We start from the raw sequence: 25741 nt of genomic DNA on the forward strand, positions 1-25741 counted from the left end.
GAAACCGCAGCCATCCTGTGCCCGGACAAAATAGTGCTGATGCCCAACCCCGAGGCCGGGTGTCCCATGGCAGACATGGTGACCCCCGAGGCGCTGGTCAGGCGCAAGGGCGACCTTGGCGGCATCCCTGTCATCACCTACGTCAACTCATCTGCCGCAGTAAAGGCGGTCTCAGATATCTGCTGCACCTCCGCCAATGTGATCAAGGTGGTGAACGCATTAAAAGAAAAAGAAGTGCTCATGACACCGGACCGTAACCTGGCCCGGTATGCCGCGGCCAATACCGACAAAAAGATCCATTTATGGGACGGCTACTGTCCCTTTCATAACGATTTAAGTGTTGAAGCGGTCAAGGCATCAAAAGCCGCCCACCCCAAAGCCCTGTTCGTGGTCCATCCGGAGTGCCGCCCCGATGTGCTTGAACTTGCCGACAGCATCCAGTCCACATCGGGAATGATCCGGTTTGCCGGTGAAAGCTCGGCAGACCAGTTCATCCTGGGCACGGAAACAGGCTTGATCCACGCCATTTCAAAGGCACTCCCTGAAAAAAAATTTTTTCCCGTATCAGATCAACTGGTATGCCCGGACATGAAAAAAACGCAATTGCAGGACATTTGGAACTGTCTTGAAAAGATGTCAGGAAGGGTGGTGGTCGAAGAAGCGATCCGTATCAAAGCCATGAATGCTGTTAAAAAAATGATTAATATCAAATAGACCCGCTTCTGATCCGTTCCTTTTCAAGAAGCCGTGCATATTCGCCACCGGCCAGAGCAAGCTGTTCATGGGTGCCTTGTTCAATGATCTGCCCATCCCTCAACACCAGTATGTGATCACACGATTTGACTGTTGAAAGGCGATGGGCAATAATAATGGACAGGCGACCTTTCATCAATTTCTTCATGGCGGCATGGATTTTTACCTCGGATTGGGAATCCATATAAGAGGTTGCCTCATCAAAGATGATCAGATCCGGGTTAAAGGAAAAGGCCCGGGCGATGCAGACCAATTGTTTTTCCCCCGAAGACAAAGGACGGCCGCCATCCTGGAGCATGGTGTCAAGTCCTGAAAATTTATCGAAAAGAAAAGCGCAATCGGCATTTTTCAGAGCTCTTTCAAGACCTTGATCATCCTCGCGGATGTCACCATCCAGAGGGCGTGCAATATTCTCCCGCACCGTTCCTGAAAACAGGATGGGATCCTGCATGACCAGGGCCGTGTGATGCCGGATGCCGGCGATATCAATATGCACATAGTCCTGACCGTTAATGAGGATGCGTCCACCGGTGGGAGCGTAAAACCCGGCCGTGAGATTGATGATGGTACTTTTTCCTGCACCGGTCTGCCCCACAATGCCCATGGCCCGGCCCTTCTCAAGACTGAAACTGATATTTTTCAATACCGGAACACCGGGTGTGTATGAAAATGCCACGTTTTCAAATACCAGATGCCGGATACCGCCGGGATCCGGCCCTTTGAACGTCGTATCCTGTCGGATTTCGGGTGTGCTCAATACCGTAATTATCCTTTCGGCTGAGGCCAAGGCATTCTGCAATAGATTAAATTTCTCGGACAATTCCCTCAAGGGCCTGAAGAACAATTTCATATAGGTCAAAAACGCCGCAAGCTCACCAATGGTCAAGACCTGACGCTGCACCATAAAAGAGCCGTTCCAGATAATGACAGCCACTGCCAAGGTACCCATGAGCCCCACGACAGGCATGAACACGGAAAACACCCGGATGTGAGCCATGGCTGCCCTGAAGTGAGCCAGGTTCAGACGCTTGAACTCATGGATAAAATGCAGGCCGGCCATACAGGTCTGGATGGCCCGGATACCGGCAATAGCTTCGGAAAAACGGTGATTGATCTCGGCATTTTTCTGCCGCAACACACGAAACACCCTGCGCAGGATACCCGAAAAATAAACCACGCCCACAAAGACCACGGGAACAATCAGGCTTAAATAAAAGGCAAGGCGGCGATTGGTGAAAAACAGGATGACAAATACGCCGGTCATGAGCAGAAGATCCCTGAAAATAAAAACAAGAACGCTTGTAAACATTTCGTTCATATTTTCAATATCCCCAGCTACCCGGGCCACAAGTCTTCCCGAGGCATTTTTATCAAAATAGACCACGGGCAGGTCCGTCATATGATCAAACAGGCGGCACCGAAGATTGAGCATAATTTTCTGGCCCGTGTACTCCATGAACATGGCCTGGCTGAAATCCACGACAAACCCCGCCAGGATCACTACGCCAAACCAGATGCAAAAAACGGAAAACTGCTCAATTTCAAGACCCATGATATGAAATCCCGAGGTACCGGAAACGAGGATGAACCGGTCAATGGCCTGCTGGATGAGCCAGGGCTGAAACAGTTCAAACCCGGTGACCATGAACACCAGAACCGTTGTTAAAGCAAGCATCCAGGCATAGGGCCGAACGTAAGGGATCAATGCTTTAAACAGAGCCGGATTCGCCAGACTGACCTTTTTCTCCTCGTCGGAAAAGACGTGGGAGTGGTTCATAGCCGGTCTCCTAAGGGCTCACCTTCTGACTGCTGGACATTAAAGGATGTACGGTAAAAGGCATTGGATGCCTTGAGCTGCTCATGGGTGCCCTGGTCCGCAATTCTGCCGTTGTCCATGACATAAATCCGGTCACAGTCGGCAAGGGCCGAAAGCCTGTGGGAGACCATGATCATGACGGCATCTCGATTCATCCGGTTGATGCCCCGGATGGCCCGGTCTGCGGTGCGGGTATCCAGCTGGCTGACCGGATCATCCAGAAGGATCACGGATTTAGGGGACACCAGGGTTCGAGCCAGGGCCACCCGCTGCTTCTGCCCGCCGGACAATGTCACGCCCCGTTCCCCAACCAGGGTGGCAAGACCGTCGGGCATCTGATCAACGGTTTCTTCCAGGGCGCAGATTTTAATGACCTGGTCCAGAATGTCACGGTCGTGACTGTCGGAAACGCTCTTCCCCATAAGGATATTATCTTCCAGGGTCCCTGAAAACAAAAACGGTTCCTGGGCCATGAAGCTGATATGGCGCCTCAGAAATTGAGGATCAAAGGTTTTCAAATCTTTCCCGTCCAGGCAAACCCGGCCGCTTGTGGGGTCATACAGGCGCGAGATCAATGAAAGCAGTGTGGTTTTTCCGCAACCCGGCGGACCGGTGATGCCGATCCTGGCCCCGGCCGGGATATTCATGGAAATACCGGAAAGCACATTCATCTTTTTATCATAGGAAAAACACACCTTTTCAAACCGGATATTGCCCTTCACAATGTCCGGCATCACCGTACCTTCAGGGAAAGTGATTTGGGACCGGGTGTTCAAAAGAACATTTATTCGTTTCAGGGATGCCATTCCCCGCTGGATCAGATTGGTCATCCACCCGATGGCAATCACCGGCCAGGCAAGAATCCCCAAGTATTGAATAAAGGCCACAAACTCTCCGGGACTTAATCGGTTTTCCATGACCAGGGTCCCGCCGTAAAAAACAATGATCAGGGTGGATATATTAAAAAAAAGTCCCAGTAAAGGATGCAGCAGGGCATTGATATAGGCCCGTTTCAAATTCTTTCTAAAATAGTCCCGTGCGTGGGTTTCCGTCTTTTTCCGGACCTGGGGCTCAAAGTTGAACACCTTGATCACCCGGATACCGAAAAAACTTTCCCGGATCTGTTCGGTGAGTTCGGAAAAAGCCTCCTGGGCTGTGTTGTGATACTGATGCATCCTGTTGCCCAGATTTTTTGTAACCAGAACCAGAAAAGGAAGGGGGATCAGACACAGGGCCGCAAGCTTGGGGCTTGTCCAGACCATGATGCCGATGCAGGCACTGCCGAGAAGCAGGGTGTCCACCAAAGCGATGATGCCGAAACCAAATGCCATACGCACATGAACAATGTCCGACGTGGCATGGGCCATGATGTCCCCGACCCGGGTTTTGTCATAATAGGCCGTGTCCAGGCTGAGCATATGGGTGTACAGTTCATCCCGAATGCCCCGCTCAAGATCCCAGGCCGAGCCCATTAAAAGCATGCGCCACCCGGAACGGAGCAGGGCCATGATAACCCCGGCCCCCACAATCACGGCGCATTGCGTTAAAAGGACATGACGGTCAAAATCTGCATCCGCCAAAATGTCAACAGCCCTGCTGACAACCTGGGGAACCACAAGCTGAAGCAGATCCACCACAATTATACAGAAGACACCCGCAGCGATCTTTCTTAAGTTTTTTTTGAAATAGTAAAGGATCAACTTCAACTTTTGACTCCGGTCAATGGGCTGCGGCAGCAAACCGATTCACATGTTTGTAAACAATAAGCATCCGGAAAAGAGTTTCAATATTGAAAAAACCAGACAGGCCCCAGTGATGTCCGGTTAGGTTTTTGCAACGTAACTCCGATAGCATTTACCCTCTACCATTATACGACCCTGAAACGCAACATGAGCCTGCCTCTTTTGCCGAATCTATAGGTTTCACCAAATTCATCGTTAAGCTTTTTGTGCTGACACCTATTTTAATGGTATTTACTCTAACTGGTACGCTGACAATTATGATATGATGATGGTCGCAATCACATACGGATGACCCCTTGAATATTCCAAAATAGGGAGTAAAACCATGGAAAGCATTGACCTTGTCCAAAAATTACCCACACGTCTTGACGCATTCCGCCGCCTGCACAGACATACGCTTGACCATCGTGAACAATTCTGGGCTGCAATAGCAGAACAGCTGCAATGGCAGACGCCTTTTTCTTATGTGGTCAAGGAGGATTTTTCTATTCCCCTGGCATCCTGGTTCTGGGACGGACAGATCAATGCCGCCCAAAACGCACTTCACAGAATAATTGAAAAAGGGAGGGGAGACGCACGGGCCCTGGTCTTTTATCAAAAATCCGGCCATACCCACACCCTGACCTTCAATGAACTTAAAGACAAGGTGCTCAGATTGGCAGCGGCTTTTCACCGGGCCGGCCTGATTCAGGGGGACTGCATCGCCTTAAACCTGCCAAGCTGTCCTGAATTTGTCATCAGCGCCCTGGCAGCCGCCTATCTTGGGATCACCTACCTGCCTATAGGGTGCCATCTGCCCCCTTCCATTGTGGCAGAGGATATTACCGCATCAAGGGCAAAACTTGTCATCATGGCAAACAGCAACGCTTACGAAGAAAAAAAGAGCCATGCCCCGACGGTCCGTGCCCTGCTTGAAGATCTCTCCATACTCATTTCAGGTGAAACGATTGAAGGTATCCCAACGCTTGAAGAATACATGGCTAAGGCAGATCCTTCCGGACTGGAGCCGGCTTGTCCCGAGGCAAATCATCCCCTGTTTACTGTTTATGAAAACCGCCTGGCCGGTAAACATGTGGGGTCTGTTTTCCCAACCGGCGGATTCCTGGTCCAAGCCCACGCCTCCTTTGACGATATTTTCAATAAAGCCCTTGATCAGGACAAACCCCAAATGATCGTAAACACGCTGGATATCTACAAAGCCCCTGCACAGGCATACGGCCTGTGGGGACCTTTGACCAATGGGACAGGTATTGTCCTCATTGATGAGGATATCCGGGTGAATACCATTGAAGATATTCTCAATGAGCAACCCAATCCGGCGCTGCTGTGCCCGCCGACGTTAATTTCAGAAGTTAGGGAACAACTGGGTCAGGGGCAGCTGAACACAGCCAAACGGTTTTCCGTCATTGCCTCTTGTGGAAACGCCCTCCCCCCCCGGCTGGTTAAATATGCAGACAGTATACTGGTAAAGGGTCCGGAACGGGTGGTAAACCTCTGGGTGCAGAGCAAAAGCGGTATCGCACTACTCAATTCATACCCGACCCCGGAACTGAACCGGCCCGGCACCCTCGGATTTGGTGCGTTAGGGGTGGAACCCATAATTATAAACGATTTTGGAGAGCCCTGTAAAACAAACATCAGCGGCAACCTGGTTTTTTCGCAGTCATGGCCGGCTATGCCAATGGCCACCCCGGGCACAACCGAACATTTTAAAAAGACCTATTTTTCAAAATTCCAAGGCTATTTCTTCACCTACGACGGGGTAAGAAGCGACAAAGACGGTTTTTTCTGGTTCATGGGACGGCTTGATGACAGCATTAAGGTCAAAGGACAGAGCCTGGGTGCATCCTTGATCGAAGGCGTGCTTACCTCCCATCCCCTGGTTGAAGAAGCCGCTATTATCAGCACCCAGAACAAATCCGGTGAGGATATTGTGATCTTCGTGGTGCCCCGTAATAAGATTCAGGATGAGCAAAAATGTATTGACCAGATAAAAGATTATATTACGGATAAAATCGGGCATTTTGCCGTACCGAAAAAAATCATCATCACGGACCAGCTGCCAAAGACCGCCACAGGAAAACTGTTCCGGTCTGTTTTGCGCCGCATTGCAGCCGGGGAGGAACCCCTTGACTGACATGCCATCCCAGGGGCCATTAATGGACTCGAAAAAATGATTGACGATAAATAAAAGGGACCTAAAAAGTGAATGCCAACCTTCGTAATAAAATAATTGAAGCAGTGGCTGAAATCGGAAAAATCAATGTTTCCATGTCCGCCTTTGAAAGAGATTTGACCGTGACCAGTGAAGCATGGTTAGCTGATCTTTCAGAACAGATAAAACAAGGTATGGAAACTTTGGATGCCAGGATCATGCAAAGTGATCTTTCAGCCGTCATCGAGGTCCTGATTAAATCCCCCCCCTCCCCCGGAATCAATACCATTGTGGGCAACGCCCTGTCCATGATGCTGGAAATGGAACGTGCAAGTCATGAAAAATCCCCCGCGATACGACGTCTTCTCGGTCCTTCCCTGGCCCAGGAAGCGCAACAGGGAGATATACGATTTCTTCTACTGAATCCGGGTACTGTTTCCACCTGGCTTGCCGTATACCAGGGTCTGGAACAGGTACACCGTTTTGAAATACATGTCCTTCCCGATGAGGAGGACAGCATAGACCACAGGATAAAAGCTGTGGCCGCCCATCTGGACCGCGCCGGAATCCCCCTTGCCTCCTTTGACGGCATTGCCTGCCAGGGAGGATTTCTCAAACCCATTCCGTCCGGAACCTACCGGGTGGTCCCGGAAATGGTCAGGGACCTTGTGGAGGCGCCGTTGAGGTCCCATGCCAGCAATATGGGTATTCCCATGGGTATGGAGCTTGCCCGGATGGCAGGCAGTCAAAAGGATCTGCTTTTGACCACCACAGATCCCTTTGTCTGTGATGAACTGGATCTGGTGGACCGGGTTACAGGATTTGTAAAAATCAAGCGCAACGGTGCCGGAGCACATTATTTAAGTCACAAGGCGGTATGGCGGATTGTGGCCTCTTTGATGAATCAGGCACCGGAACATGTGAACGCCGTCACCGCCCATTTAGGCGGAGGCACCTCCCTTGCCGCGCATAGACGGGGACAAGTCACCATGCTCATAGACGCCTATTCCGGTCTGCCGTCAACAAGCAGAAGCGGTGCCATCGACATAGACCGGGTTGTCAAATCCATCAAATCCAAGGAGCTCTCCATCCGGGACCTTGAACAGATCCTGGACAGCCGGGGCGGTCTTCTCTCCCTTGTGGGCACCAATGATTTCTATGCCATGATCGGATTCCTGCGCCAGGGGGCCACCCCGGTACAGCGTAAAAAAATAGAACTGGTTCAAAACTTTATGGCAAGAAAAATTGCCGGCGGTATGCTCAAGCTTACTGCCGACGGGGCAGATGTCAAGGTAATGGCGATCACCGGCGGACTTGCCGCCAATCCGGACATGATGCACCGGGTCAAGCAGAATATCGCAGGGCGTTACCCGGTGGTGGTCATGCCCGGTTACTTTGAACATGAGGCCCTGGCTGCCGGACAGATCCGGGGATATTATGCCCCTGAGTCTCTCAAAGATTACGAAACCGAACGGGATGCCCTTAAAAAAAGAAGGCATGATGAAGACGCATTGATTGACACCCCCGTATTCAAACGCGAAATCAGGTTCAAGAAAAAAGGCGCGCCGTTGACTACCCTGGACGATATCATTGATGCCGCATACCTGACGGTCGAAGAAAATTATGCGCCGACCATAGCTATTGTGGGTGCCAACAACGAAGAGTCAATCCAGGCGGCTAAAAAGGCCAATGAAGAAGGCCAGTTCCGCATCTCCAAATTTGTTCTCCTTGGTGATTTCCAGGCGATCAGCCAGATGGCCTATGAATACGACCTTGTCATTGACAATGACAACTACACCATCATTGATACGGAAACACCCGTAGAAGAAGCTGTCAGCCTTTTGGACCAGGGCAAGGTTGATATCCTAATGAAAGGGAGCATCCATACAGAAGATCTTCTCAGGGGGGTTTTTAAATACCTGAAATCCAGTGGTCTACTCCAAAAAGGCCAGGTCATGAGCCACACTGCCATTGTGGACATCCCCACCCGGAACAAATTGCTGGCATTTTCAGACGGTGCACTAAACACTTACCCTGACGAACAAAAACGTATGGCCATCCTTGAGAATGCATTAAAAGTGGTGCATAACCTGAATATCAAGGTACCCAAGGTGGCAGTGATCTCTGCCGTTGAAAACGTAAACCGCAGCGTGGACAGCTCCATGGAGGCAGAACGTATTGCGGCCCGTTTTGCAGACAGGGACGACTGCATTGTGGAAGGCCCCTTATCTTTGGATGTGGCCATGGATGTTGCCATTGCCGAAGAGAAGCATTACACGGGCCGAATCCGGGGCAATGCCGATGTGCTTATCCTGCCGGATATTGATTCGGGCAATATTTTGTGGAAAACCCTGACGACTCAGTCCGGGGCAGACCTTGCCGGGGTTATTCTGTGTGGTGATATGCCCCTGATTCTGACATCAAGGGGGGATTCCATACGGTCAAAACTGGCGTCACTGTCCCTTGCCGTAAAATTTTACTTTGATCTTAAAAACCAGAGCAGGGAGTCGTCTTAAGATTACAGATAAAACCTTGTAGAGAATGCCAACGCGAGATTTCCCATATCCCCCAGCTTTTTTTGAAATAATAATATTCTAACAATTTGCTGCTATTCTCAGATTTAAGTAGCCGTACAGAATTCAACCGATCCGACTATGAGATGGTTTAAAAATATGTATTTAACGGTCCAAACACAGAACGTCACTTCAATGCGTTCAGATAGCAAAACAAGAAACGGAGGGTGCCTTTCAATTATGGATGGGCACAAGGCAGTTTGATACATCTTAATACAGTAAAAAATTTGAGGTTGCGATATCTTTTCGGGCTCAGCGCCATTGCACTTCTGGCTACCGCCTCATATATCACCATGTATACGGTCGTATCCAAACAACGCGACTTTGCAAAACTGATTAGTCTTGCCAGCCACCAATCCGGATTGACTAATAGGATAGCTTATTTTTCAAGTTTAATGGCATCCACTTCAGATCAGTCGGAATTCGATCTGGCCCGTTCCCAAGTGGGAAGAACCATTCATAAGCTGATCAACAAAGCCGAAACTCCGGAAGCTCTTTTTGAAATGGCCACCACAGGCAGCAAAAAGGTGTGTCTCATCGAGATGACGAATCGCATTGGAAAGGAGAGATCGGTAAATCAACCCGGTGGGGGATGATGCAGGATCTTGAGCGTTTTAATGTGGAAACCGTAACCGGCGCAAAAGTGGTGCGGATTACCGAAACAGGCCTGGAAATTAAAAAGGACGGCAAAATCAATGCCCTGGACTTTGACACTGTTGTGGTGGCTGCGGGCGCTGTGTCTTACAACCCATTGGCGCAGATTGCGCAAAAACTTGACATTGACTACCGTGTGGCCGGTGATGCCTTAAAGGTGGGGACGGCCTTTGATGCGGTGCATGGGGGATAGAGGCTGCTGTCTCCATTTAGTGCTTGAACGCAAAGTCACCTATCCGGGGAGGAATGAGTCATGGCTTTGAGCGATATATAATTTGAATATTATTAATTATTTCAAACATATACCTGCCGAATCAAAAATAAGACCCAAAAACGCGACATGAGCCTTTTTTAATTTTTTCATCATGGATCTGCAGTCTGCTACGTTTCAACTGTTTTACAAGAGGTTTAGCTTCTGTCAGTTACCTTGCGCATGCTGTTAATCAAATTATTCACCGAAACCGTTGCGATACCCGAATTAATGTCCGACATGGCATAGGGAATGACCAGTTCATTCCTATGAATGATTGAACCGCAGGAGTAGACAACGTTTGGTACATACCCTTCCCGCTCTTTTTCAGTAGGAGCCAGAAGCGGTTGTTCAAGCTGTGCAATGACCTTGCACGGATTTTCAAGATCAAGGAGGATTGCACCAATACAGTACTGCCGCATGGGACCGACACCATGGGTAAGAACGATCCAGCCTTTCTCGGTTTCTATGGGAGAGCCGCAGTTGCCGATTTGAACAAATTCCCAGGGATACTCTGGTCGCTGGATAATATGAGAGTTCTTCCAGAAGTGTAGATTTTTTGAAAACATAATATGGTTGTTTTCGCCATCCTGTCGGGACAGCATGGCAAATTGGCCGTTAATTTTCCGGGGGAACAGCGCAAACCCTTTATTTTGTGCCGCCTTTCCGTTCAGTGTTGTAACTTTAAAACTGATAAAATCCTTGGTTTCAATCAGTTGGGGGAGAATAGCAACCCCATTATACGCGGTATAGGTCGCATAATAGGTTGATTCGCCATTCTCATCAAAAAATTGAACAAACCTGGCATCTTCTATCCCGCGGCTCTCATTTCTAGAAACCGGAAAGATAACCCGCTCAGATATGCGGTGATCTGAATGGAAATCCACCTCATAATTTGAATCAGAAAGCCAGTTGATGAGCTCAAATGTTTTATTCTGCTTGTTTTGGGTAAAATGAGGATGTTTATGAAGCCTTTCGATCTCACTGACCAATTGTTCCTTGCTGAATTCTTGGGGAAGCGCATCAAGAACATGGGTGCAAATATCATTATCCGCTTTCATTTCCCTGAGCTTGTGCTGAAAAAGCCTGCGCTTGTAAAAAGGGTTTAACTTCAGATCCGGTGTTTCCACAAACTCACTGACCGGATCAAACAGGAAGGTGTTGTGCTTGTTGAGTATGCCGCTTCTGAAAACAATGGAGGAAATATGACCTTCTCCTGTGGCCCGCAAACTCATGACAAACCGAAGGCTGCCCTTTTCAAGATTGCCTTGAATCGGATGCGGAACAATGGACGGATTGAACAAAGCGGCAGATTCAATGGCATACTCCTTTGTAAAATAAGCGCCGATCAATGCGCGTTCAGTCTCACTCTGCAATATGCCTTCTTTAATATGTCTTTTTACCAGGCTGAAGTGTTTTTCGAAAATGTGATTCAGGTCTTCATGCCGCCTGGAAAAGTTCGTTATGATCTGTGTTAATAATTTTTGTTGTTTGCTTTCAGTCAGCCTGCGGATTCGTTCGATGATCAAGGCGATGCGCGTGGTATCATCGGGAAGATGAGGTCTTGTAATTACACGGGAGGTATCCCCGACAATTTTATTGGGTTTTCTTGTCACTATCAGTTTATCATGGTTTTTTTTCTGCATCAGTATTTCCTTAATTCAATTCGGGGCTACATGGGCGGACGACTCGATTCAAGACACAGAGAGACAAGGTCACATATTTTTGCAGTACCCACGCACATCACCGTATCCGCGCCCCCCCAGTAAATTTTCACAGTCCCGTCATCTTCGGCAACGGCACCGCAGGTAAACACCACATTGGGGACATAGCCGGTCTGTTCCCAAACTTCTTCCGGCTGCAGTATCCATTGATCAGACACCCCGAGTACCCTTGCCGGGTCGGCAAGATCATGCAGCGCTGCCCCGAGCCGGTATACGGATCCGGACATGGTCTTAAAAACACCATGGTAGATATGAAGCCAACCCTTCTCGGTTTTGAAGGGCGGTGCGCCCGGACCGATTTTCATCTCATCCCAGTGGTAGGATAACGGTTTGATGACAACTTGTGAGTCCCCCCAGTAAATCAGGTCCGGAGAATAGGAAATCCAGATGGACCAGGGAGAAATTTCCGAATGAGGACGATCCAGACGGACATACCTGCCTTTAATTTTTTCAGGAAAAATAACCACATTACGCAGATCTGCCTGGGTAATCAAGGCAATCCGTTCAATTTTTTTAAAATCATCTGTACGGGCCAGGGCAATGCGTACCCCGTGGCGGGAATAGGCACTGTAGGTGAGAAGGTATGAATCTTCAACCGGGTTGATGCGCAGATCTTCAACACCAAAGGCTTCATATTCGGCAAAAATTCCGTAGGATGCCGGAGTCAAAAAGGGTTTCGGCAAAACTTTGAATTTAAAACCATCAGGACTGTCCGCCCTGCCGATAATGGACCGCCCGTTTTTTAAATGGGCCCGGAACAGCATGATATAGCGGTTTTTGTATTTGACCACCCCGGCGTTGTGAACCGTTGCAACGGGATACGGTACATCCTCCCGGGTCAGAATGGGATTTTTCTGGTAACGCGTTACAATATCATTGATCGTATTCATTTGAATCCTTTCATTGATCATATTCTTCCGAAATCATCGGCCAGACGTTCAATATCATCTTCGCCAAAATAGTCTCCCGTCTGAATCTCCATAAAGACTAGATTGTCCTGGCCGCTGTTTTCAATTCTGTGGATGGATTTTCTTGGAATATCAACGGATTGTCCGGCAGTCACCGGAACCGTTTTATCGCCGAGTGTCCACATGCCTTTACCGCTGACGATATACCAGTGCTCATCGCGATGTTGGTGACGCTGGAGACTTAAGCGCTTTCCCGGATACACCACTATTTTTTTATTCTTAACGGTATTCTCATCGGAAAGTATTCTATAAAATCCCCAGGGACGATGATCTTCACGCTTGGTCGTCTCCATGATCTGTTCATACACCCGGATATATTTTTTGACCATGCGGTCGATGGTAAAATGATCCATCACTGTTCGACGGCAGAATTCCCGGTCAATATCCCTAATACGTTCCACCGCGCCGATGGCCTCATGGGTGCCGGAAACAAGAAATCCGTTTTGATTGTCTCGGATAAGCTCGGGCATACTCCCCCGGTTATTTGCAATGACCGGGGTGCCGCAGGCCATGGCTTCGATAACGGAAAGGCCGAAGGGCTCGTTGAAATTGATGGGGTGAAGCAGTGCATAGGCTTTGCCCAGAAGTTTATTTCTTTTTTCAGGTCCAACACTGCCAAGATAAACCACACTGGCATCATCAATGAACGGCTGGATATAGTCGTTAAAATATACGCTGTCCTGAATAATTCCTGCCATGATCAGCCTTCTGTCACATGCCCGGGCGATTTCAATGGCCTCTTTAGCGCCTTTATCCGGATGGAGACGGCCAAAAAACAACAGATAGTCTTCCGGGTCCGGCTGGAAATGAAATTCTTTTATATCAATGCCGTGGTGAATGGTGTCAATATAGTCCAGGGCATCTGCCCGGTCGGCATCGCTGATTGAAACATAGAATGTTTTTTTATTGTATTTGCGATACACCGGTAAAATTCCGGGGGATGAAAAACCGTGGATGGTTGTCACCACCGGCGTGTTGGTAAAGCCGGAATAGGTTAAGGGGAGAAAATCAAAGTTATTGTGTATGATATCAAACTCTTCTGCATGATCAAACAATTCAGAGATATGGAGGCATTCATATACTTTGGGAATGATGTTTGAATCCTCTTCATATCCCTGGGTACAGACGGCACGCAGGGTGCTTTGTGTAATTGAATCTCCTGTGGCAAACAGCGTGACGTCATGGCCAAGTCCCACCAGGGCTTCGGTCAACAATGAGGCTATTTTTTCCCAGGGGCCGTAGTGCCGTGGGGGGGTGCGCCAGGCAATGGGTGACAGCATGGCAATGCGCATAAAAGTTTCCTTTATAGTTAACCTGTTGACCAGGGTGAAGACTGATGCAGTAGTTCATCTGCATAGAGTTTTTGCAGTGTCATTAACGACAAGAGCCAAGCAAGCGTTGATTCCGCCCCCTGGTTCTGGTTGATGCCGTCCACCATCAGTCCGTCCCGGCATCCGCCGGTTTTAGGGTCATACAGCGGCATGTTCAGATCATTGTGCCCCAGAAACCAGTTAAAACACATTACGGCATTCTCAAACCATTGCCGGTCATGGGAAATGTCGTAAGCTGCGGCACATGCTTCAACCATGCTTTTGGCTTCAATGGGCTGCTGATCAAATCTGGCTCTTTCACCTTTTTTTCTATACCAGCCGTTACAGCCGATGGGGACAAAATGGTGATCTGCCGTCTGGATGGAAAACAGCCATGTAAGACTGTCCAAACCCATCTTCACCATCTCATGGTTTTCCATTCGACGACCGGATACCAGAAGCGCCTGGGAGAGTTTGGCGTTGGCATAGTTCAAGGTATCCTCTATCCAAGGCCAGTCATCGGTTTTATTTTCGCAAAACTGAGTGAATAATCTTTCTGCCAGAACATCCCGGATCCTTTTGGCATCACTGTCACCCGAGAATTTTTCCAGGTAGCCATCCAGGCCCACCAGACAGAATGCAACAGCCCTGGGCGATCTGAAATGCTCTGTGGCAATCAATGCCTTTTTAAAAAGAATGGTACTCATGGCCAGGTGATCTGAATTTTCCAGAAATGCCACAGCTTTACCCAGACACCAGAGTGCCCGTCCGTGGGAATCCTCGGACCCGGTCTCCTCAACCCACACCCTTGCATAGGTCATAAAATTACGAAACCGGCCGTTTGTTTCATTGTATGCGTATAAAAGAAATCCCAGATAATGGCCGCTTAAGGCATCCAGTCCTAGGCCGTTGGTCGGCAGGTATCTTTGTCCCATGGCCGCCGCCAGCAGGGCCCTGGCGTTATCATCCGTGCAGTATCCATGCAATCTGCTGGGAATGGTATGATCTGCGTGCTGCAGAATGCCGGTGTCATCGGTCATGGATCTCAGGTGATCCAGCTTGATTTCGGGCAGATCAAAGCGGGTAATGGCTTTGATATTTTCCACATAGGAATGTCTGGGTCTCGGATGCCGAATTCGTTTCTGACGGACCTCATTGAAGAGGTCAAGATAGTTCTTGGAGACTTTTTCCCACACGGCTTCCCTTGTAAAGGTGTATGCTTTTTTACGGATGGCATGCCGCTGGGTATCATCGCATAAAAGGGCATTGATCTGTTCTGCCAGGGCACCGGGATTGTTGAATGGTACGATTTTACCTCTGCCGTGTGCCAGCATTTCCTGTGCATACCAGTAAGGAGTTGAAATCACGGCTTTACCTGTTCCCATGGCGTAGGCAAGGGTTCCCGAAGTAATTTGTGCCTCTTCCAGATACGGGGTGATGTAAATATCTGCAATGCCCAGAAATTCACACAGATCTCTCAAGGGCACAAAATTATTCTGGAATATGACATGATCACTGATATTCAGATTGTGAACAATCTGCTGGAGCATTATCCGGTAGGCTTCCCCTTTGGTTTGCAGCACATGGGGATGGGTGGTGCCAAGGATGATATACATCACATCCGGATATCTGTCGATCACAGCCGGAAGTGCCTGCAGCACGGTTTCAATTCCTTTGTTGGGTGAAAGCAAACCAAAGGTGAGTAAGACCCTTTTCCCTTCCACGTCGAATTTTTCTTTATGAAAACTTGAATCGATAAAGGGCATATCCGGAATGCCGTGGTGTATAAAAGCGATTTTCTCCCGGGGGATACCATAGATCTCTTGGAGAAATTGTTCTGCTTTTCTACTCATGACCACCAGTTTGTCCGACAATTCCCCCAGCTTGATCATGACGCTACGATATTCGGGGGAAGGATCTTTCAACACGGTATGCAGTGTCGTCACCACCGGCATATGCAAATTTGACAGCAGTTTGAGAAGATGGCTGCCGGCCGGTCCCCCGAAAATACCGAATTCATGCTGAAGACAGACAATATCAGTGTGACTGATATTCAAAAACTGGGCGGCAATACCATAATCGGCCAATTTATTCTGATTGATTTCAAAGCGTACTTTTTCAGGATATGCATATCCTTCTGCCCTGTCATTCATGGCAATCGCCCAGCAATTAATATCCTTGGCCCGGTCAGACAAGCCTTCAACCAAATCTCTTGTAAACGTTGCGATGCCGCATTGTCTGGGCAGATAATTACCGATGACGGCAATAGATGTGAGTCCCTCAAAAGGGTGTTCTTCCGGTATCATACTCTCCTCCTGTTTTCCGGTTGTGGGCAGCAGGGTGACATCATTTTCCCTTTTGCTGTCCCAACACCTTTCCGTTTTTCTTGTGAAACATTTTCACAACAGACAAACGGAATTATTTCTTGTGTTTGAAATTTACCTGAAATTTTTGTTCAAAGGCACTCGCAATGATCTGGGCAACCTGCTGTCCCTGGGCAATGTGATCCATATGAACAACCAGATCAAATTCATCGGGGGAGATTTTTTCCCTGAGAAAAACCTTTTTAAAAAATTCATGATGATCATCATCAATGATGTTTAATTTTTCTTCTGCTTCACTGTTCCCGATACCCAGCGTATTCGCCAGTTTCTCAATCCGGTGCTTTTTGCTGCAGACCAATTGTACCGATAGAATGGTATGACGGGGCAAAATCAAGTGGGTTCCGCGGCCGACAAATATCGTCGGTTCGGTATGTGCCAATGCGGTAACCGTTTTTGCCAGCTGTTTGACATAATCGGTTTTGAAAAATTTTTTCTCCACAGAGAGAGCAACAAGCAGTTCACTCATCTTTCCCGGAAATCGCTCATCGAAAGTCGCAATGATCTTTTCTGTAAGAGAAGAATCTTTTGCCATATGTTCTATAATTTCCTTGTCGATCACACGATAGCCTGTTATTCCCGACAAGAAATCAGCCACTTCCATGGCACCGGCACCTATCCCGCGGGATAAACAAATACAATTCTTTTGTGAAAAATGGCTGGCTGCTTTTATTTCTGCCTGGGCTTGTTCCCATTGTCTGACTTGTGTACCGGCCCAGTCTGAGGCACTCATCATTTTTTTGCCGTAATATCCGGGAGGGTAAACTGTTTCTTTAGATGTATTTCTCATCTCTTTTTTCTCCTTTAGGGATGGTTTCTTTAAACCTATAGTTCACGTTACGTGCCAGGACAGAACACACCGGCATCGTCTCTATAACCTGTTGATTAATAAGCTTGATTAATAAAAATCAGATCAGCAAATAATATGGAAAATATTTAACGACCGGATAAAAAAGGTCATATGTATCCAAACGGCCACACTTGACCCCGTTTCAAGTGACAGGCTGCTGCCAGGTCAATTCATCTTAATTTTCACAGACTGCCAGATTGATTTTTTTCATCCGGAGGATATGTTCAATCATCTTTTGCTCAAACTTCCCTTTGGCTTCAGAAATATTTTTTTGAAGCCAAAGGGCGGTAAAAACATCCGGAGGTTTTTTGACAAGCTCGACTTTCAGGTAGAGTCCTTTTTCATAAATCGTCTGTCTGAGATTTTCTGTGGCCTTTTTGTTGTCTTGCCTGTGAAAAGGCTTCTGTTTTCAACCATGGAGATCATTTAAAGAAACGTCTTGTTATTCCCTCATGGGCGCATCATGGCTCGAAGCTCATCCCCCCGGACGGTTTCCTGTTTGGAGAGAAGTGCCGCCAGCTTGTCCAGCAACGCCCTTTTGCTTGAAAGGATCTTGTGTACCCGCCGATGGGCTTCTTCCATCATCAGGGAGACCTCTTCATCAATCATGGCAGCCTTTTCATCACTGTAATTTTTTTCGGAAGAATAGCCCTGGGGCAGAAACATGGGGGTTCGCTGACGCTCATAACTCACAAGGCCTATCCGGTCACTCATGCCGTATTCCGCCACCATGGACCGGATAATATCTGTTGCCCGCTGGAGGTCATTCTGGGCTCCGGTCGATATTTCATTAAACACCAGCTCCTCTGCCACCCTGCCCCCCAGAAGCACTGCCAGCCGATCGAGCAATTCAGAACGTGTCATCAGATATCTGTCTTCCGTAGGCTGCTGCTGTGTATATCCCAGCGCTGCGATCCCCCTGGGAAGAATGGATATTTTATGGACGGGATCTGCAAGATTAACCGATTCGGCGACAATGGCATGGCCGGACTCATGAAATGCCACAATCTCTTTTTCACGGGCATTCATCACCCGGTTCTTTTTTTGAAGCCCCCCGATCACCCGATCTATGGCCTCGTCAAAATCGCTGGACTCCACGACATCCTTGTTATTTCTGGCTGCCAGCAGGGCACTCTCGTTGACAATATTGGCAAGATCCGCACCCACAAAACCGGGCGTTCGGCCGGCAATTTTTCCTAAGTCCACATCATCACCCAGCACCACATGTCTTGAATGGATTTTCAGAATCGCTTCCCGGCCGTTTATATCCGGTCGATCCACCAGAACCTGCCGGTCCAGGCGGCCCGGTCTTAAGAGTGCCGGATCCAAAATTTCGGGCCGGTTGGTGGCAGCCATGATAATGACCCCTTTATTGGTACCAAAACCATCCATCTCAACCAAGAGCTGGTTCAATGTCTGTTCCCGTTCGTCATGGCCACCCATGGCATTCATTCCCCGGGCTTTGCCCAGGGCATCCAGTTCGTCGATAAAGATGATACATGGGGCCTGGCCGGCTGCCTGGGAGAAAAGATCGCGAACCCTTGCCGCGCCGACCCCCACAAACATCTCCACAAACTCTGATCCGTTGATGCTGAAAAACGGCACCTTTGCTTCACCGGCCACCGCCTTTGCCAGCAACGTTTTGCCGGTTCCCGGCGGTCCCACCAGAAGGACGCCTTTAGGGATTCTTCCGCCTAGTTTCTGAAATTTTTCCGGTGTGGTTAAAAAAGCAACCACCTCTTCGAGCTCCTCACGGGCTTCGTCAATGCCGGCCACATCTTCAAAAGAGACCTTGGTGTCACTTTCTGCAAAAATCTTGGCCTTATTTTTACCAAAGGACATCACCCCCATGCCGCCGCCCATATTTTTTGTGGTGAACCGCCAGATCAGGAAAAAAAAGCCGAGGGGCAGAACCCAGGACAGAAGGTAACCCCAAAATCGGTTCTCCGTTCGGCCAGCATAACGGATATTGAGTTCATCCATCTCTCTTGATAGCCCCGGATCATTCACCCGGACGGTAACAAATTTTTGTCCCGCTGTTCCCCTGAGGATGCCTTCAATCTTTTCAGGACCGATTAAAATGTCATCCACATCGCCCTGGGCCATGGACTGCTTGAACTGACTGTAGGGGATCGTCTGCCTCTTGGAAGCAAAAAAGGACTGCTGGAGAAAGGCAAGCCCCCAGAAAACAATCACAACGGTCCAGAGGTTTAAAAACGGTTTGGAAGCCCCGGGTTTCTTATCTGAGTTGGCTTCTGTTCCGGCAAACAGGCTACGCAATTTCTCCTGGATGGCTTTTAACCAATTGGGTTTGTTCGACATAGAGAGATCCTTTACGGCAATCATGCACAACGCAATTTCTGCCGTTGGCCTTGGCCTTGTATAAGTAGTTATCTGCTCTCGAGATCCAGGAAAGAAAGCTGTTATCGGAACTCTTTTTAACCAGGCCCTGGGTAGCCCCGATACTGATGGTCACAAAAATGCCGTCCGGTCTGGATTTTTCCACCGCTTCCCGGATTTTCTCAGCCATCAGCGGCACAGCAGGGGTGAGGATGTTGGGAAACAGGATGACAAATTCTTCCCCGCCATACCGGCACAGCACATCTGATTTCCGGACACTCCCCTTCAAAGATTTCGCAACGCTTTTGAGTACAGTGTCACCCCTTGGATGGCCATACCTGTCATTAATCTTTTTAAAATGGTCAATATCAATCATGAAGACGGCTATATTCTCTCTTCTCCGATCGGCCAGGGAAAACAATTCCTTCGCAACAAGTAAAAACCCCCGCCGGTTAAACAGGCCGGTCAAGGCGTCAGTCATGGCGATGTCAACCAAAGCCTTGTTTCTCTTCCAAAGACTTTCCAGCGTTTCTCCCAACAGTTCCAACTCGGGTGTTATATGGCTATATTGGATGAACATATCAATAAATTTCCTGATATGGCGGTCATGTGTATCTGAGGGATCAATATCTCCGCCCAGGGGTTTTAAGGCGTTAAAAAGCACTTCAAAAGTTGGATGCAGCATGTAATATTCCAGCCGGTAGGCCAGGATCAGTGCGTTTTTCATTGATTTTCTTTTTTCCCAGCGGCTTGAGAGAACCTCAATTTTATCCAATATGGCAGATAGTTCTTTTTGGATTTCCGAGGGCGTATCAAAAACGGAAGGAAAGATGAAGTCTTTAGCCGTCAGTTCAACCTTGCTCCAGAAAACAGCATGGATTTTTTCTTCTTCAGCCATCTGGGCCCAGAACGTCTTGAGCGCCTTTATCTCTTCTGTCTGGGAAAGCTTGGTATATATCTGTATTGCCTTTTGATTAATGGCACTACACAGACGAATGATCCTCCAGATGCTGTCATTATTCATGTTCTTGTCCTTTCCTTACACTTTTTCGGGGAAGGTATTCGGTGGTCAGTTTGCCCAGGGTCTCTTTCAAGGCAGGCTCGGCTTTGGGGATGATACCGTTGTCTTCGTACAGTTTGCCCGGGCCGATGGTGGTAAATACCAGATAGGGATCCTTGATATGGTAGAGCATGGACACATCCACAAAAAAACCACCCGAGGTCTGGATATGGACAGACCGGTCTTTTCTGGCATCACCGGCTGCGGTTTCGGGAAAATTGGTCAGCTCCAGCACCTGGATACCCTTGGGAAGGGTCAGCCCGGCATGGTAAACCTCTTTTTGCACCCTGCGGGCCATCCCCAGGCGGACCACTTTAATGCCATATTCACCCGGCTCTATCACAGTCAGTTCCTTTATGAGACACAATTTATACAAATGGGATGAATCATGGATTTAAAAAATATATCGTTCGCAAATTTTCCGGTAGTGATACCCGTATATGGATAAAGTCACAGCCACAGATATCAGTCTGGGTCTTCGAACAAGGGTCCACAGGATCAGCTGCCAATAACAAAAGCGCTCTTTTCCCAGGATACCCAGCCTCAGACCTGCCCTGAAAAAAGATAGAAACCGCTGGATATCCAGGGGCTGAAACACCTCGGGGGGCTTGAGCGCCCGCAACTGGGTCCTGACCCGCCGGTAATAGTTTGCCGGGGAATAAATCTGCTTCATGATCAATTGATACCCCTTTGAAAGCGACTCCATTCCCATCTGGGGAAGAATATTGGTTGTTCCGTCCACATTATCTCCGGTGAATGGTTTGACCACCCGGCTCTGACGCTGGAGCCTGTCAAACAGACGGGTGCCTGGAGGCGCCTGAAGCATGCCCACCATGGCCATAACGATTCCGCTTTTCTGGATAAAATCAATCTGACGTTGAAAAATCGAGGGCGGGTCACTGTCAAATCCAACAATAAACCCGCCCATCACCTGCAGCCCGCTCCGGTGGATAATGGCCACACTTTCAAGCAGGTCTCTGTTTTTATTCTGGACTTTATGGCATTCGCTCAAAGCGGTTTCATCCGGAGACTCGATACCGATGAACACCGAGTCAAATCCCGCTTTTACCATCATGGTGAGCAGTTCCGGATCATCGGCAAGGTTAATGGAAGATTCCGTAAAGAATACACACCCCTTTTTATCACTGCGCCACCGGATCAGCGCCGGAAGCAGGTGATCCTTTAAAAATTTCTTGTTGCCGATAAAATTATCATCCACAAAAAATATGCTGCTGCGCCAGCCCATATTATAGATAGAATCCAGTTCCCCAATGATCTGGTCGAGCGTTTTCAACCGGGGCCGATGTCCGAACAATGCAGTGACATTACAGAAGTCGCAGTTAAATGGACATCCCCTGGAGAATTGAACGCTCAAGGAGGCATACCGTTTTATATTCAGCAAATGCCATAAGGGCGCCGGAGTTTGACCAAGATCACTGAACCCTCGTGCCCGATAGATCTTTTTCGCCCCTCCGTTTTTAAGGTCTGATAAAAACAGGGGCAGTGTCAGCTCAGCTTCATCCAGCACCAGGTGATCTACGGTCTCAAATTGCTCAGGTTCGGACGTAAAAAGAGGGCCGCCACAGACAAGAGTGACCGGAAAAGTCCTGCACCGGTCAATAATCCGGCAGGCGGATTCGCGCTGAATCGTCATTCCCCCAATGAAGACCATGTCTGCCCATACGAGGTCCGTGTCGCTCAAACGCTCCACATTGGTATCCACAAATTTCTTGGGCCATTTTTCCGGCAGCAGCGCAGCCACCGTCAACAGGCCCAGCGGGGGGAAAGCAGCTTTTTTACCGATAAATCGGACCGCATAATTAAACGACCAGAAGGTGTCCGGAATTTCGGGATAAATCAGGAGGATATTCATATTAGAACTCCTTTGTGTAGTCAGCCCTTTTGTTGTCTGAGCGCCTGGACAGCATCCATACCCCAGGTCTTGGACACTGTATGGATTCGAATCCGGGGCGGTTCAGATAATAGTGTTTTTATTCCCAGAAGCACACCGAACTGAAGAGATTGGATGTGATTGTTCATGTCTTTTGGGGTTTCCCATTCTTGGAGCAGTGTGAAGTGATTTTTATCGTCAATGTCGTAAAAGGCACAACAACTTCTGCAGCCGGGTTCCTTTCTCACCGGTTTCATCAGAGAGAGAAGGGTTTGCAGCACTTCCAGATGTTTTTCCGGATGTGCGTTGAGAATCATTCTTATAATAATCATCATTCGTGCCACCCTATTAAAATCATGCTGAACTATCTAAATAAACAGACGATTAACCGTCACTGAGGCCTCTTCCCAGAATTGCTTCCGGAGTGCTGTTTTGCTTTTTTTGTTTGCGTTTCTCTTTTGGCGTCAGTTTGGCTTTTTTCTGTTCTTCACGCCTGCCTTTGTCTCGTTTTCCTTTGTCTCCCATAATTTCCTCTCCTGGTTTAAAATCAGTTCTCTTTTCCCATTGTCCCTTTTTTCGCCTTTTCCGGCCATGGCGTATTCGATTCGTTCGATCTTTAACAAAGCAATCATTGTGCCATGGCTATAATATGGAAAATTGTTCTTTGATAATGCTGGATTTTAAGGAGAAATACCGGAAAGGGGGGGTATTTAAAGCTGTTGGATGGCTTCAGATACGGTTTTATTTGTTCAATTGGTCATATCGTGCCTTTTTACACTCCCATCTCCTGGGTCTCCGGCATGACCGCATGAGGATCAACAAACCTCATTAGGAATAAAAAGGAACTCGCTCAGGGGGAACAATTCTGAGTTTACGCATGCGGGCACGCAATGTGCTGCGATTGAGGCCAAGAATCTGGGCCGCACTGTTCTTGCCGCTGACTTTCCAGTGGGTCTGTTCAAGCACGCGGATGATATAATCGCGTTCAACCGCCTCCAGGGTTTTTAAATCTTTGCTCAAGTGCCTGTAGGATTTATTAAGATCATCAGCCAGATGGAGTTTAGGGCTTGATGAATTGATCACTGCCCGTTCAAGAACATTTTCCAACTCTCGAATGTTTCCCGGCCAATGATAGTTTAAAAGGGCATTCATTACGTTTTGGGGAATCACCTTGATTTGCTTGCCCAATCTCCGGGAAATTTTATTAATATAAAAATCCGCAAGGAGAGGGATGTCCTCTTTCCTTTCACGCAGCGGTGGAATGGTAATCGGAAAGACATTAAGCCGGTACCACAAATCGCTTCGAAAACGACCCTTTTCAACCTCTTCCTCAAGATTTCGGTTTGTCGCGGCAATAATCCGGACATCCACCTTAGTGGTGCGCGAATTACCCAACCGTTCAAATTCACCATCTTGAATTACCCTGAGCAGCTTTGCCTGCAATTCCAAGGGCAGTTCTCCGATTTCATCCAGAAACAGGGTGGCGTTGTCAGCAATCTCAAATCGGCCCTTGTGGCTGCGGTCTGCGCCGGTAAATGCCCCTTTTTCATGGCCGAAAAGTTCGCTCTCTATAAGATTGGAAGGCAATGCCGAACAATTTACTTTAATCATTGCCCGGTTTTTCCGGCTGCTGCAGCTATGAATTGCACGGGCCACAAGCTCCTTGCCGGTACCTGTCTCCCCCAGAATCATAACGGTTGTATTACTTTCTGCAATTTGCTCAATTTTGAAGAGTACATATTTAAGCCCGTCACTCTGACCAATAATGCTCTCGTGGTTATGTTCCAGTTTAATCTCATCGTTAAGATACGCGCGTTCATCTTCAAGTTGCTTTTTCAGTACTTTTATTTCCTCAAGGGCTTTTTGGGCAAGTCGATTTTCATGTTCGGTATGTTGTTTTTCCAGAACAAGTTCAGCGGTCCTTTTTTTCACTAAATCCTCAAGATTCCGCTTATAATATTCTTTTTCAGTCACATCCTCAATAGCCAGTAAAATCAGCTCCACTTTTTTAAAATCATTATAAATTCTTCTGGCATTCAGATGCATGATTTTCGGGCCAATAACATCAAAGGAATGTTCCACTTCAAAATCATTGAACACGGTATTTTCAGGGAGGATCGTCTCAAGTAATTCTCTGAGTCTGGGGATATTCCACTGCCCGTTGCCAAGATCATAAATTAAAACCCCTTCCGTCTCTTCTTGCTTCGCACAAAAGGCCACATAAAAAGCGTGATTTGCTTTGATAATTTTGAAATCAGGATCAAGAATCACGAGCGGTTCACGGACTGAACTGAGAACATTAATGATAATGTCTAAAATTTTTTTTTGCATTCATGAATCCTAAAATGTTTATTGAGTCTTACCTTCATAGGCCGGGCTGGGGATTCGTTGAACCTGGACTCTCATATTCAACAATTCCACCGGATCGCCGAATTGAGTATAGATTGCAACGTCGGCGGCATCTCGACCAAAAGCGATTGCAATACGGCCTCCTTTCAGATCAGGCTGTGTCGGATCGAATGTGTACCACCGATTTCCAACATATGCCTCAAACCAGGCGTGTAAATCCATTGGCTCAAGGGACTCAAGGTAACCAACTACCATGCGGGCAGGGATCGACAGCGCTCGGCAGCAGGCAATTCCCAAATGGGCCATATCGCGACAGACCCCTTGTCCAAGCTGATTTACCTCAGAGGCACTTATTATCTGTTGCCCGAGTCCCGGCGTATACTGGATCGAATTCCGGATATAATTAACAATGGCATCGCATTGATCGTATCCCAAGAGCCGGTCCGCTGTAACCAATGCGGCCATTTCCGTGAACCGATCCGATTCACAATACCGACTTGGGTACAAGAAAGGCAAAACGTCATCCGGTAAGTGTTGCACTTCGATAAACGGTGCGCCAGGTGCGGTGTCGGATGCCCCGGCGGTTTCAATATCAACGGACGTCCGAACTGAAAAAAAACCGGCTGGAGCAACCAATCTTTGACATAGGTTGCCGAACGAATCAGTAAACTCTACCGCCGGTACGCTGGGTGACAAGATATATTCTTCACGTGTGATCCACTGCTGACCGCCACTGCGGGGGCGAAGCATCAGCAAAAATGGCGTTGGAACCGACATTTTAAATTCAATTAGACAGGATGCGTTTAACCACATGATACTCCTTAACAAATAACCTGATGAGAGAGTATTGCTCAAGGGTAAAATATTGACCTTGAAGCTGTATGCTGAGCTTGGCAAAACAAGAGATACTGAGATAAGCCGTAGG

At 48.1% G+C, this 25741-nt stretch carries 20 protein-coding genes; 5 read left to right on the forward strand and 15 right to left on the reverse strand.

Annotation, left to right across the window (positions count from 1 at the left end; genetic code table 11):
* On the forward strand, positions 1 to 714 hold a 714-nt coding region (locus B3D59_RS04775), incomplete at its 5' end, for a quinolinate synthase NadA (RefSeq protein ID WP_286818064.1).
* Here B3D59_RS04775 and B3D59_RS04780 read toward each other — a convergent pair.
* Together B3D59_RS04780 and B3D59_RS04785 are read right to left on the reverse strand one after the other, a co-directional pair.
* Complete coding sequence (locus B3D59_RS04780) at positions 707 to 2530, reverse strand: ABC transporter ATP-binding protein (RefSeq protein ID WP_286818065.1); 1824 nt, start codon at positions 2528 to 2530, stop codon at positions 707 to 709. The genes B3D59_RS04775 and B3D59_RS04780 overlap by 8 nt on opposite strands.
* Positions 2527 to 4275, reverse strand: a complete 1749-nt coding sequence (locus B3D59_RS04785; RefSeq protein ID WP_286818066.1) for an ABC transporter ATP-binding protein — start codon at positions 4273 to 4275, stop codon at positions 2527 to 2529. Before B3D59_RS04785 ends, B3D59_RS04780 begins: the two co-directional genes overlap by 4 nt.
* A 361-nt stretch (positions 4276 to 4636) precedes the next feature.
* Between B3D59_RS04785 and B3D59_RS04790 the strand changes: the two genes are divergently transcribed.
* From B3D59_RS04790 to B3D59_RS04805, 4 genes are all read left to right on the forward strand, one after another.
* Entirely contained in the window at positions 4637 to 6448 is a 1812-nt protein-coding gene (locus tag B3D59_RS04790) for an AMP-binding protein (RefSeq protein WP_286818067.1), read from the forward strand.
* 68 nt (positions 6449 to 6516) lie between these two features.
* Complete coding sequence (locus B3D59_RS04795; protein ID WP_286818068.1) at positions 6517 to 8982, forward strand: phosphate acyltransferase; 2466 nt, start codon at positions 6517 to 6519, stop codon at positions 8980 to 8982.
* A gap of 284 nt (positions 8983 to 9266) precedes the next feature.
* Positions 9267 to 9635, forward strand: a complete 369-nt coding sequence (locus tag B3D59_RS04800; RefSeq protein ID WP_286818069.1) for a hypothetical protein — start codon at positions 9267 to 9269, stop codon at positions 9633 to 9635.
* Positions 9632 to 9886 (forward strand): hypothetical protein, encoded by a 255-nt coding sequence (locus B3D59_RS04805; RefSeq protein WP_286818070.1) that lies wholly within the window; start codon positions 9632 to 9634, stop codon positions 9884 to 9886. Before B3D59_RS04800 ends, B3D59_RS04805 begins: the two co-directional genes overlap by 4 nt.
* A 215-nt stretch (positions 9887 to 10101) precedes the next feature.
* Here the strand turns inward: B3D59_RS04805 and B3D59_RS04810 are convergent, their stop codons facing one another.
* From B3D59_RS04810 to B3D59_RS04870, 13 genes are all read right to left on the reverse strand, one after another.
* Positions 10102 to 11589: a glycoside hydrolase family 130 protein gene (locus B3D59_RS04810; RefSeq protein ID WP_286818071.1), complete on the reverse strand. Its 1488-nt coding sequence runs from the start codon at positions 11587 to 11589 to the stop codon at positions 10102 to 10104.
* A 26-nt stretch (positions 11590 to 11615) separates the two neighbouring features.
* Positions 11616 to 12557 (reverse strand): glycoside hydrolase family 130 protein, encoded by a 942-nt coding sequence (locus B3D59_RS04815; protein WP_286818072.1) that lies wholly within the window; start codon positions 12555 to 12557, stop codon positions 11616 to 11618.
* A 17-nt stretch (positions 12558 to 12574) separates the two neighbouring features.
* Positions 12575 to 13927 carry a glycosyltransferase gene (locus B3D59_RS04820; RefSeq protein ID WP_286818073.1) on the reverse strand — a complete coding sequence of 451 codons (1353 nt, stop codon included), beginning with the start codon at positions 13925 to 13927 and terminating at the stop codon, positions 12575 to 12577.
* A 17-nt stretch (positions 13928 to 13944) separates the two neighbouring features.
* Positions 13945 to 16251: a glycosyltransferase family 4 protein gene (locus B3D59_RS04825; protein WP_286818074.1), complete on the reverse strand. Its 2307-nt coding sequence runs from the start codon at positions 16249 to 16251 to the stop codon at positions 13945 to 13947.
* A gap of 112 nt (positions 16252 to 16363) precedes the next feature.
* Complete coding sequence (locus B3D59_RS04830; protein WP_286818075.1) at positions 16364 to 17116, reverse strand: AAA family ATPase; 753 nt, start codon at positions 17114 to 17116, stop codon at positions 16364 to 16366.
* A 510-nt stretch (positions 17117 to 17626) separates the two neighbouring features.
* Positions 17627 to 19498 (reverse strand): ATP-dependent zinc metalloprotease FtsH, encoded by a 1872-nt coding sequence (gene ftsH, locus B3D59_RS04835; RefSeq protein WP_286818076.1) that lies wholly within the window; start codon positions 19496 to 19498, stop codon positions 17627 to 17629.
* Complete coding sequence (locus tag B3D59_RS04840) at positions 19449 to 20540, reverse strand: GGDEF domain-containing protein (RefSeq protein ID WP_286818084.1); 1092 nt, start codon at positions 20538 to 20540, stop codon at positions 19449 to 19451. Before B3D59_RS04840 ends, ftsH begins: the two co-directional genes overlap by 50 nt.
* Positions 20533 to 20919 carry a hypothetical protein gene (locus B3D59_RS04845; protein ID WP_286818087.1) on the reverse strand — a complete coding sequence of 129 codons (387 nt, stop codon included), beginning with the start codon at positions 20917 to 20919 and terminating at the stop codon, positions 20533 to 20535. Before B3D59_RS04845 ends, B3D59_RS04840 begins: the two co-directional genes overlap by 8 nt.
* A gap of 51 nt (positions 20920 to 20970) precedes the next feature.
* Complete coding sequence (locus tag B3D59_RS04850; protein ID WP_286818089.1) at positions 20971 to 22449, reverse strand: B12-binding domain-containing radical SAM protein; 1479 nt, start codon at positions 22447 to 22449, stop codon at positions 20971 to 20973.
* Positions 22450 to 22469: 20 nt separating this feature from the next.
* The gene (locus tag B3D59_RS04855; protein ID WP_286818095.1) at positions 22470 to 22802 is read right to left on the reverse strand and encodes a putative quinol monooxygenase; all 333 of its coding nucleotides are present in this window, start codon (positions 22800 to 22802) and stop codon (positions 22470 to 22472) included.
* 49 nt (positions 22803 to 22851) lie between these two features.
* Entirely contained in the window at positions 22852 to 22992 is a 141-nt protein-coding gene (locus B3D59_RS04860; RefSeq protein WP_286818099.1) for a hypothetical protein, read from the reverse strand.
* Positions 22993 to 23295: 303 nt separating this feature from the next.
* Positions 23296 to 24798: a sigma-54 interaction domain-containing protein gene (locus B3D59_RS04865; RefSeq protein ID WP_286818101.1), complete on the reverse strand. Its 1503-nt coding sequence runs from the start codon at positions 24796 to 24798 to the stop codon at positions 23296 to 23298.
* Between the two features lie 18 nt (positions 24799 to 24816).
* A complete protein-coding gene (locus B3D59_RS04870) occupies positions 24817 to 25629 on the reverse strand; it encodes a transglutaminase family protein (protein WP_286818103.1) in 813 nt (270 codons plus the stop codon).
* Positions 25630 to 25741 lie beyond the last annotated feature (112 nt).

The sequence above is a fragment of the Desulfobacter sp. UBA2225 genome (assembly GCF_002348205.1).
Classification (GTDB): Bacteria; Desulfobacterota; Desulfobacteria; order Desulfobacterales; family Desulfobacteraceae; genus Desulfobacter; species Desulfobacter postgatei.